This window comes from Comamonas trifloxystrobinivorans, assembly GCF_043359985.1.
Taxonomy (GTDB): Bacteria; Pseudomonadota; Gammaproteobacteria; order Burkholderiales; family Burkholderiaceae_C; genus Comamonas; species Comamonas trifloxystrobinivorans.
The window spans coordinates 235021-245932 of the sequence record NZ_JBHZGV010000012.1; the positions used below are offsets into that span (position 1 = coordinate 235021).

Annotated in this window: 8 protein-coding genes; 3 read left to right on the forward strand and 5 right to left on the reverse strand. The window is 60.0% G+C overall.

What is annotated here, in order from left to right; genetic code table 11:
- Positions 1 to 69: 69 nt before the first annotated feature.
- The 5 genes from ACFIQF_RS16515 to rpmH form a co-directional block, all read right to left on the reverse strand.
- On the reverse strand, positions 70 to 1653 hold the full coding sequence (locus ACFIQF_RS16515) for an ABC transporter substrate-binding protein (protein ID WP_393944530.1): 1584 nt from the start codon (positions 1651 to 1653) through the stop codon (positions 70 to 72).
- A gap of 130 nt (positions 1654 to 1783) precedes the next feature.
- On the reverse strand, positions 1784 to 3481 hold the full coding sequence (yidC, locus tag ACFIQF_RS16520) for a membrane protein insertase YidC (RefSeq protein WP_393944532.1): 1698 nt from the start codon (positions 3479 to 3481) through the stop codon (positions 1784 to 1786).
- The gene (yidD, locus tag ACFIQF_RS16525) at positions 3478 to 3762 is read right to left on the reverse strand and encodes a membrane protein insertion efficiency factor YidD (RefSeq protein ID WP_393944533.1); all 285 of its coding nucleotides are present in this window, start codon (positions 3760 to 3762) and stop codon (positions 3478 to 3480) included. The genes yidC and yidD overlap by 4 nt, the downstream gene beginning before the upstream one ends.
- Complete coding sequence (locus ACFIQF_RS16530) at positions 3759 to 4292, reverse strand: ribonuclease P protein component (protein ID WP_393944535.1); 534 nt, start codon at positions 4290 to 4292, stop codon at positions 3759 to 3761. Before ACFIQF_RS16530 ends, yidD begins: the two co-directional genes overlap by 4 nt.
- Positions 4293 to 4356: 64 nt before the next feature.
- Positions 4357 to 4491, reverse strand: coding sequence for a 50S ribosomal protein L34 (rpmH, locus tag ACFIQF_RS16535; RefSeq protein WP_184704652.1), 135 nt, complete (start codon positions 4489 to 4491; stop codon positions 4357 to 4359).
- Positions 4492 to 4960: 469 nt separating this feature from the next.
- Here rpmH and dnaA point away from each other — a divergent pair, with 469 nt between their 5' ends.
- From dnaA to gyrB, 3 genes are all read left to right on the forward strand, one after another.
- A complete protein-coding gene (dnaA, locus tag ACFIQF_RS16540) occupies positions 4961 to 6496 on the forward strand; it encodes a chromosomal replication initiator protein DnaA (protein WP_393944536.1) in 1536 nt (511 codons plus the stop codon).
- A gap of 129 nt (positions 6497 to 6625) precedes the next feature.
- Positions 6626 to 7744: a DNA polymerase III subunit beta gene (dnaN, locus tag ACFIQF_RS16545; RefSeq protein WP_393944538.1), complete on the forward strand. Its 1119-nt coding sequence runs from the start codon at positions 6626 to 6628 to the stop codon at positions 7742 to 7744.
- Positions 7745 to 7876: 132 nt separating this feature from the next.
- Positions 7877 to 10456 carry a DNA topoisomerase (ATP-hydrolyzing) subunit B gene (gene gyrB, locus ACFIQF_RS16550; protein ID WP_393944540.1) on the forward strand — a complete coding sequence of 860 codons (2580 nt, stop codon included), beginning with the start codon at positions 7877 to 7879 and terminating at the stop codon, positions 10454 to 10456.
- Positions 10457 to 10912: the final 456 nt, after the last annotated feature.

Sequence of the window (10912 nt, forward strand, 5' to 3'; positions counted from 1 at the left end):
CTTTACAGCCTTCACGCCCATGAAAAAAAGCCTGCTTGCGCAGGCTTTTGCCGAGGATCAAATCCGCAATTATTTGACGGTGGTCCAAGCGGGGATCGGGCGTGCATCGGCGCGGTACACCGTCTCGATGCCCTTGCGCATGGCCCAAGGGAAGATCTGGTGGTGCACCGGGATGGTGTAGAAGTTGTCCTTGGTCATCTTCAGCGCGTCGTTGATCAGCGCGTCGCGCTTGGCCGGGTCGGACTCGGTCTTCATCGCGTCGATCTTGGCATCGAGCTCCTTGTCGGCGATACGGCCGCCGTTGTAGACGCCGCCGCCAGCGCTGCCCTTGCTGTGGATCAGCGCGTCCAGCGTGTACAGCGCATCAAACGTGGCCACGCCCCAGCCGAACAGGTAGGCGTTGGGCTCGGAGTTCATCACGCGGGTCACGTACTGCGCCATCGGCGTGGCTTGCAGGCTGGTCTTGATACCAATGCGCGTCCACATCGCGGTCACGGCCTGGCAAATGGCCTCATCGTTCACGTAGCGGTCGTTCGGGCATTCCAGCTTCAGGTTGAAGCCGTTGGGGTAGCCAGCTTCAGCCAGCAGCTTTTTGGCGCCTTCCACATCGTACTTGGTGGCGCGCTGTTCCAGCTCTTTGGTCCAGCCATGCACCATGGGCGCAATCATGGTGCCGGCGGTGATCGACATGCCGCGCATGGTGCGCTTGTGCAGGCCGTCGGTGTCGATCGCCATGTACATGGCCTTGCGCACCTTCACGTCCTTCAAGGGGTTTTTGCCAGCCGTGCCAGCACCGGGCAGCTCGTCGCGGAACACATCGAGGCCCAGGTAGATGGTGCGGTTTTCCGTGCCTTCCAGCAGCTTCAGCTCAGGCGTTTTCTTGATACGTTCCTGGTCTTGTGGAGGTGGGTCCACCATGAAATCGACCTGGTTCGAGATCAGCGCTGCCGTACGGGTAGCGGCCGATTTGATGGGCGTGAACACCACTTCGTCCACGTTGCCGGTGGGCTTGTCCCACCAGGCGGCGTTCTTCTTCAGGGTCAGCTTCACGTCGGGCTGCCAGCCGGTGGCGATGAACGAGCCCGTGCCGTTGGTGTTGCGGCTGGCGTAAGACTCTTCCTTGCCCGCGTAGTCTTGGGTTTTGACCGAGTTGTTCTTCTCGGCCCAGGCCTTGTTCATGATGCGCGCTTCGGTCAGCTCGCGCAGCAAGATGGGGTTGGGGCCCTTCAAGATCAGGTCGACGGTGAAATCATCCACCTTCTTCACTTCCTTGATGCTTTGCGTCGCGCTCATCATGTTCGAGGGCGGCGTCATGATGCGGGTGAGCGAGAACACCACGTCGTCAGCCGTGAAGGCCGCACCGTCGTGGAATTTCACGCCCTTGCGCAGCTCAAAGCGCCATTGCGTGGGGCTCACCTCGGTCCACTTGGTGGCCAATGCGGGCTCCAGCTGGAAATCCTTGCCGTAGCGCACCAGCGGCTCGTACACCTGCTGCAAGAAGGCGTGCGTTGTCTGGTGGTTCTGCGCGTGCGGATCGAGCGTCAGAATGTCGTTGGCGCCGGCCCAGCGCAGGGTGGCCGCCTGGGCAGCGCCAGCACACAACAACACAGCCAGCGCCAAGGCGCTGGGGCGAAAACCTGCAACTTTTGCCATACATGAACCCCCGGGTTGTTTAACAACGTCTGAAACAGACCATGCTAACGAAAAAACGGCCGCAAAAGCGGCCGTTGGTCGGGGGCGTACGGGATTGCCTACCTAGGCAATCCCTGCATTGACAAAATGCTTACTTGAACTTGGGCAGATTGAACTGCGGTGGCACGCCCATGCGGGTGTTGATGATCCACTGCTGCGCAATCGACAAGATGTTGTTGGTGCACCAGTACAGCACCAGGCCCGCGGGGAAGAAGAAAAACATCACGCTGAACATCAGCGGCATGATCCACATCATCTTGGCTTGCATCGGGTCAGGCGGAGCCGGGTTCAGTGCCGTCTGCAGCAGCGACGACAGCGTCATCACGATAGGCAGGATGAAGAACGGATCGGGCACCGACAGATCGTGGATCCAGCCGATCCAAGGCGCGTTGCGGATTTCCACCGACGACAGCAGCACCCAGTACAGCGCAATGAACACCGGAATCTGGATGATGATCGGGAAGCAGCCACCCATGGGGTTGACCTTTTCCTCGCGGTAGATGCGCATCATCTCTTGCTGCATCTGCTGCGGCTTGTCTTTCAGGCGCTCGCGCATTTCCTGGATGCGGGGGTTGATGGCCTTCATCTTGGCCATCGAAGCGTAGGCCTTGGCATTGAGCCAGTAGAAAGCAATCTTCAGCAGCAGCACCAGCGCCACAATCGACCAGCCCCAGTTGCCGATAAAGCTGTGCAGCTTGTCCAGCAGCCAGTACAGCGGCTTGGCCAAAATCGTCACCCAGCCGTAGTCCTTGACCAGTTCCAAGCCAGGGGCAATTGCTTCCAGGGTCTTTTCGATTTGCGGGCCCACAAACAGGCGTGCTTCCACGGCCTTGCTCTGGCCGGGCTCGATCTGGCCGATGTGCGTGATCTGGCCCACCGAGTACAGGTTGTTGCCGGCCTTGCGCGCATAAATGTCGCGCTGCATGCCTTGGGGCAGCAGCCAGGCGCTGGCAAAGTAGTGCTGCACCATGGCCACGTAGCCGTTGTCAGCCGACTTGTCGATGCTGTCGGTCTTGCCCTTCTCGATGTCCGAGAAGTCCACCTTGTGGTACTTCTTGGCCTCGGTGTAAACGGCCGGGCCGGTGAAGGTGGAATAGAACGACGATTCGCCCGCTGGCTTGTTGCCGTCGCGGGTGAGCTGCAGGTACAGCTGCGGGTTCACTGGCGCCGAGCCCGTGTTCACCACTTCCTGCTTCAGGCCGATGGCGTAATCACCGCGCTTGACCGTCCAGGTCTTGACCAGCTTCACGCCGCCCAGATCAGGCGATTCAAACACCACGCTCAGCTCGTTCTGGCCGTCGGCCAGCTCACGGGCGCCGGGCTTGGCCGTCATCACCGTCTTGTGCGTGGGGAAGTTGCCGCCAATCAGGCCGGTCTGCGCAACGTAAACGCGGGCAGCGCTCTCGTCGAGCAGCTTGACGGGCTTGGTCTTGTCCTCTTGGTCGGTGTACTTGAGCAACTCAGCACCCACCAGCGAACCGCCTTCGCCATCAAAGGTCAGGCGGAACAGATCGGAAGCAACCGTCACCTTCTCGCGCTTCACCGCAGCAGCGGCTGCGCCATCAGCACCGGCGGTGCCAGGCACATTGCTGGCGTTGGCAGCAGGCGCGGTGGTAGCGGGAACGCCAGCCTCGGTCTTGCTGCCATCGGCAGCGGGCTGTTGCGCCGTCACTTCGGGCGTGGGGAAAAAGGTGGGCTTGCGGCCATTGTGGATTTGCCACTTGTCCCAGAGCAGGACCAGTGAGAAACCAAATATCACCCACAAGATGGTGCGGCGAATATCGTTCATGAAGACTTCTCGGAGGGGGAAGAGGATGAATCAGCGGGGCTTACCAGACGACTGAACCAGCGCGGATGCTCGGGGACCGGATCAAGGCCGCCCTCGCACCAGGGATGGCAGCGCGCCAGGCGGCGCACTGTCAAATAGCTGCCCATGGCAGCTCCATGCTGTTCCAGCGCCTGCAAGGAATATGCAGAGCACGTAGGCTCAAACCGGCAGGCCGAACCCAGCCATGGGCTCAGCAGCAGCCGATAAGCGCGCACCAGACCCATGAGCAAGCGTTGCATCATACGCCATGCTCCGGCGCCGAAAGCGCGGCATTGGCATTGGCACTGGGTTTGGCAGACGCCTGCGCAGCAGCGGCTGCGGCCTTGGCATCGGCCTTGCGCGCATAGGCAAACAATTGCTGCAGCTCGGCCCGCACGGCTTGTTTGAGCACGTCCGAGCTGGGGCTGATGAACTGCTTGCGGTCAAACGTGCTGCGCAGGCGCACCACGTGGGCGGCCACCGGTTGCTGCAACTGCTCTTCGTGCAAGGCGGTCACGGCGTAAATCTGCCGTTTGATGGCATTGCGCGTTACCGCGCGCCGCGCCCAGCGCTTGGGCACCATGGCACCAAGCCAGCTGCCATGCAACGCAAAAAGGGCCTTTGGTGCCGCCTCGGAAGGCATGGCACCAGGCCCTGATGGAGCGGCAGCTGCGCTGCTGCCTGGGGTCTGGGCTGTCAGAACCAGGCGGTGCAGCGCGAAATGCGGTGTCCGTGCAATGGTTCCGCCAGCCATGGCGGCCTGAAACTGGGGGCGTGTCTTGAGGCGATGCATAAAGCGCGATCTGCCGGAGCACTGCCTGGCACCTGCTGGGCAGGTGCCGGCCACCCAACCAGCCTTAGACGGCCAGACGCTTGCGGCCCTTGGCGCGGCGTGCGTTGATCACAGCACGGCCACCCTTGGTCTTCATGCGGACGAGGAAACCGTGGGTACGGGCGCGGCGGACTTTGGAAGGTTGGTAAGTACGTTTCATGATGCAATTCCTAGAGAGGCTTGGTTCCGGTTTGGTGGCAACCGAGCCGCCCTCACTACCTATTAATAAATAGTACGAGGCGCTACAGCGACCAAGCTCAAGCCCTGCTCAAGCGCAACACCGGTGAAATAGTGCGCTGTCCGCCAAGCCGTGCCAGCATTGCTGCCAGGCCCGCCCAAGCGAATCGCGCGCGTAACATTCGCCCTGCCAAGCAGGGAAACCGCAAATTATCGCAGCGTTTGTCAAGCTTGGCAATTGCTTGGGTTATTTAGGCGGTTTTTCGCTAAGATGCGTTCCCCTTGCTTTGTGCGGTGCTAGCGCAAACCACGGACAAAAGCGCTCCGCGTTTACGCGGATAGTCCTGTCATGTGGATAACTTTTGCACAAGCTACAATAGCAGGTCGATCAACATTCCCCCTTATCCACAACAACAAGAGTGCATGGGGACGGATATTTCCAAGAGATTGCAATGGATGAAGCCAGCCTGGGCCAAGGATTGTGGCGCGCAGTTGTTGAACAACTGGCCCAAGAAATGCCCGAGCAACAGTTCAACACCTGGATCAAGCCGCTGACCGCCGTGGTGGCAGACGACTTGTCCAAGGTCACGCTCTACGTCGCCAACCGCTTCAAGCTCGACTGGATCCGCGCCCAGTACGCTGGCCGCCTGGCCGCGATGCTGGAAGAAACCTACGGCCAACCGGTCGCCATCGAACTGACCATCGCCCAGCGCGATGCGGCTGTGCGCACCGTTGTGCGCCCGGTACGCACGGCCGGCGGCCCGGCCAGCCAAAACAGTGGCACCTCGGCCGGTTTGGGCCTGGGCCCTTCGTATGGGCCGGCCAGCCGCAACCACGCGGGCCAAGCCGCTTCCCAGGTTTTTGCCCCCGAGCTGTACCGCGACAACGTACAGCAAACCGAAGGCAACGCCGCCGCCTCTAGCGCCAGCAGCTCTGAAAGCGATAGCACCAGCGCAGGCAACAACTTCCGCAACCGGCTCAACCCGGCGCTCACTTTTGACACGCTGGTCGAAGGTACGGCCAACCGCATGGCGCGCTCGGCGGCCATGCACGTGGCGGCCTCGCCCGGCCACTTGTACAACCCGCTCTTTATCTATGGCGGTGTCGGTCTGGGTAAAACCCACTTGGTACACGCCGTGGGCAACAAACTGCTAGCCGACAACCCGGACGCCAAAGTTCTCTACATCCACGCCGAGCAATTTGTTTCGGATGTGGTCAAGTCGTACCAGCGCCGCACCTTTGACGAATTCAAAGAGCGCTACCACTCGCTCGATCTGCTGCTGATCGACGACGTGCAGTTTTTTGCCAACAAAGACCGTACGCAAGAAGAATTCTTCAACGCCTTTGAAGCGCTGCTGGCCAAAAAGAGCCACATCGTGATGACCTCAGACACCTACCCCAAGGGTCTGGCCAACATCCACGAGCGTCTGGTGTCCCGCTTTGACTCGGGCTTGACGGTGGCCATCGAGCCGCCCGAGCTGGAAATGCGCGTTGCCATTCTGATCAACAAATCCCGCGCTGAAGGCACCGAAATGCCCGAGGAAGTGGCCTTCTTCGTCGCCAAAAACGTGCGCTCCAACGTGCGCGAGCTCGAAGGCGCGCTGCGCAAAATCTTGGCCTACTCGCGCTTCAACCAGAAGGAAATCTCCATCCAGCTGGCACGCGAGGCGCTTCGCGATCTGCTCAGCATCCAAAACCGCCAGATCAGCGTAGAGAACATCCAAAAAACGGTGGCCGACTACTACAAGATCAAAGTCGCCGACATGTACAGCAAAAAGCGCCCGGCTAGCATTGCCCGCCCGCGCCAGATTGCCATGTACCTGGCCAAGGAACTCACGCAAAAAAGTCTGCCCGAAATTGGCGAACTCTTTGGCGGCCGCGATCACACCACCGTGCTGCACGCCGTGCGCAAAATTGGTGGCGAACGCCAGCAACTCACCGAGCTGAACCAGCAACTGCACGTGCTCGAGCAGACGCTCAAGGGTTAACCAATGGAAACTTTCGTATTTGCCAACCGCCAGCCCGGCGCAGGCACAATGGCAGACGGGACAGGGGCAGAGGGGGCTCCTTACATGGCTGCTGTCCACAACAACACCGCAATTTGACAAGAGGTTGAAATGATTATCCTCAAGGCCACACAAGACAAAGTCATCGCCGTCCTGCAATCGGTAGCCGGCATCGTCGAGCGGCGCCACACCCTGCCCATCCTGGCCAATGTGCTCATCCGCAAAACCGGCAATGCGCTGCAGCTGACCACGAGCGATCTGGAAATCCAGATCCGCACCACGGCCGAGCTCGGTGGCGACATGGGCGACTTCACCACCACGGTGGGCGCGCGCAAGCTGATCGACATCCTCAAAACCATGCCCGGCGACCAGACCGTGAGCCTGGAAACCCAGCAAAGCAAGGTCATCTTGAAAGGCGGCAAAAGCCGTTTCACGCTGCAAACCCTGCCCGCGGAAGACTTTCCGCTGGTGCAAGAGGCGCCCTCTTTCGGCCCCGCCTTCAGCGTGCCGCAAAAGGTGTTGAAAGACCTGATGAGCCAGGTCTCTTTCGCCATGGCCGTGCAAGACATCCGCTACTACCTCAACGGCATCTTGTTCGTGGCCGAAGGCAACACGCTCAGCCTGGTGGCCACCGACGGCCATCGCCTGGCCTTTGCCAGCGCCACGCTCGATGTGGAAGTGCCCAAGCAAGAAGTGATCTTGCCGCGCAAAACCGTGCTGGAGCTCCAACGCCTGCTGTCTGACGCCAGTGGCGACAACCAGCCCGTCATCGAAATGCAATTTGCCAGCAACCAGGCCCGCTTCACCTTTGCCGGCATGGAATTCGTCACCAAACTGGTCGAAGGCAAGTTCCCCGATTACAACCGCGTCATCCCGCGCAACCACCCCAACCACATCGTGCTCGGCCGCGCCCCGCTGCTGGCCAGCATGCAGCGCACGGCCATCATGACCAGCGACAAGTTCAAGGGTGTGCGCCTGACCATCGAGCCCGGCACCCTGCGCATTGCCGCCAACAACGCCGAGCAGGAAGAAGCGGTGGACGAGCTCGATATCGACTACGGCGGCCCGGCTGTCGAAGTCGGCTTCAACGTCACCTACCTGATCGACGTGCTCTCCAACATGGGCCAAGACATGGTGCGCATCGACTTTGCCGACAACAACAACTCAGCCCTCATCACCAACCCGGAAAACGCCAACTTCCAATACGTGGTAATGCCCATGCGCATGTAAGCCCATCGCAACCACCAAGAGAGCTGCTGGCAAGGCCATGCCATACGCCAGCACTCTCGGCCAAGTAATTAATTGAATTCAAAACAGGGCTCGCGCCAGCGGCCCCTGTTTTTGCAGTACCAAGGCAGCTTCATGACCGCAGAAAACCAGCCGGAATCCACTCCCAGCACGCCCCAGCAACCTGATGCAGGCGGCTATGGCGAAGGCGCCATCCAGATCCTGGAAGGCCTGGAGGCCGTGCGCAAGCGCCCCGGCATGTACATCGGCGACACCTCCGACGGCACCGGCCTGCACCACCTGGTGTTCGAAGTGGTGGACAACTCCATCGACGAAGCACTCGCCGGCTACTGCGACGACATCCTCGTCACCATCCACGCCGACGGCTCGCTGTCGGTGGTCGACAACGGCCGCGGCATCCCCACCGGCGTGAAAATGGACGACAAGCACGAGCCCAAGCGCTCGGCCGCCGAAATCGCACTGACCGAGCTGCACGCCGGCGGCAAATTCAACCAGAACAGCTACAAAGTCTCGGGCGGCCTGCACGGCGTGGGCGTCTCCTGCGTGAACGCGCTGTCCATCAAACTCAAACTGGTGGTACGCCGCGAAGGCCAGGTGCACCAAATCGACTTCTCGCGCGGCCACGTACAAAACCGCCTGATCGAAGTGATCGACGGCTTTGAAACATCGCCCATGCGCATCGTCGGCACCACCGAAAAGCGCGGCACCGAAGTGCACTTTCTGCCCGACCAGGAAATCTTCAAAGAAAACTACGAGTTCCGCTACGAAATCCTGGCCAAGCGCCTGCGCGAACTCTCTTTCCTGAACAACGGCGTGCGCATTCGCCTCAAAGACGAGCGCGACGGCAAAGAAGACGATTTCTCTGGCGCCGGCGGCGTGCAAGGCTTTGTCAACTTCATCAACGCCAACAAAAAGGTACTGCACCCCACGCCGTTCTACGCCACCGGCTCGCGCCCGGCTGAAAGCTACGGCGGCATTCCCGGCACCGAAATCGGTGTGGAAGTGGCCATGCAGTGGAACGACGGCTACAACGAATCGGTACTCTGCTTTACCAACAACATCCCGCAGCGTGACGGCGGCACCCACCTCACCGGCCTGCGTGCGGCGATGACCCGCGTCATCGGCAAATACATCGAACAAAACGAACTGGCCAAAAAAGCCAAGGTCGAAGTCACCGGCGACGACATGCGCGAAGGCCTGTGCGCCGTGCTCTCGGTCAAAGTGCCTGAGCCCAAGTTCAGCAGCCAGACCAAAGACAAACTGGTCTCCAGCGAAGTGCGTGCGCCGGTGGAAGACATCGTCGCCAAAACCCTGGCCGAATACCTGGAAGAAAAGCCCAACGACGCCAAAATCTTGTGCGGCAAAATCATCGACGCTGCCCGCGCCCGTGAAGCCGCCCGCAAAGCCCGCGAAATGACGCGCCGCAAAGGCGTGCTCGACGGCATGGGTCTGCCCGGCAAACTGGCTGACTGCCAAGAAAAAGACCCGGCGCTGTCCGAAATCTACATCGTCGAGGGTGACTCCGCAGGCGGCTCGGCCAAACAAGGCCGCGACCGCAAATTCCAGGCCATTCTGCCGCTGCGTGGCAAGATCCTGAACGTGGAAAAAGCCCGCTACGAAAAGCTGCTCTCCAGCAACGAAATCGTCACGCTCATCACCGCGCTCGGCACCGGCATCGGCAAAGCCACCGAAGACTCGGGCAAAAGCAGCAGTGACGACTACAACCTGGCCAAGCTGCGCTACCACCGCATCATCATCATGACCGACGCGGACGTGGACGGTGCCCACATCCGCACGCTGCTGCTCACCTTCTTCTACCGCCAAATGCCTGACCTGGTGGAAGCCGGCCACATCTACATTGCGCAGCCTCCGCTGTACAAGGTGAAAAACGGCAAGGAAGAGCTATACCTGAAAGACGGCCCCGCGCTCAACCAGTTCCTGCTGCGCGTAGCGCTGCAAAACGCCAATGTCACCACCGGTGGCGCCGCCCCGCGCACCATCGAAGGCGAAGAACTGGCCCGCCTGGCCAACATGCACCTGGCTGCCGAAACCGTGATCGACCGCCTCTCGTCCTACCTGGACGCCGAAGCCCTGCGCGCCATTGCCGATGGCGTGCAAATCAAACTCGACACGCTCGACGACGCCATGGTCTGCGCCCCTGTGCTAGAGGCCAAGCTGCGCGAACTCACCACCACCGGCGTCCCCGCCGAAGTGACCGGCGAGCTCGATCCACACACCGAAAAGCCCATCCTGCGCATCAGCCGCCACCACCACGGCAACATCAAAAGCTCCATCATCACGCAAGAGTTCGTGCAAGGCCCCGACTACGCCGCCCTGGCCGCCGAGGCACAACACTTCCACGGCCTGCTCAGCGAAGGTGCCAAGGTCACCCGCGGCGAAGGCGAAAAAGCCAAGACCGAAAAGGTCGGCGACTTCCGCCAAGCCATGCAATGGCTCATTGCCGAAGCCGAGCGCACCACCGCCCGCCAACGCTACAAAGGCCTGGGCGAAATGAACCCCGAGCAACTCTGGGAAACCACCATGAACCCCGAGGTGCGCAGCCTGCTGCAAGTAAAGGTCAGCGACACCATCGAAGCCGACCGCGTCTTCACCATGCTGATGGGTGACGAAGTGGAACCCCGCCGCGACTTTATTGAGTCGAACGCTCTGCGAGCTGGGAATATTGATGTTTGAGTTTTTTGTAGGTGACAGCAAACGCTGAAAAACCGTTACGCATAAAACCAAAACCGCCTGAGTGCAAAACTCAAGGCGGTTTTGTTTTTCCAGCGGTTAGGGCTTAACCAATTGGCATATACGAGCCACCGCTCTTGCTAGAAACGCCCTATTACAATTTTCTTGCTCAAGCGCCTCGAGCCAGTTGATCAAGACAGCTTTGCTAATTCATCTGTAAATTGGTCTCTGGTTTAGAATGTGTAAGCTCGAAAAGCTGGCAATGATTTTATGATGGATTTTGGCAATGTTCATTCATACAGGTTGCATACATAAATGCTAGGCCGCAGGCTGCGGCCTTGAGTGACTTACGTTATGTTGAAAATCAGGGAGAACGCGTGCAGGCGTTGTTGCATAAATCGTTGCTCTTCCAGCGGTAGGCTTGCTGCATGAGTCAGCCCCGCAAACCCCGCTATAGAA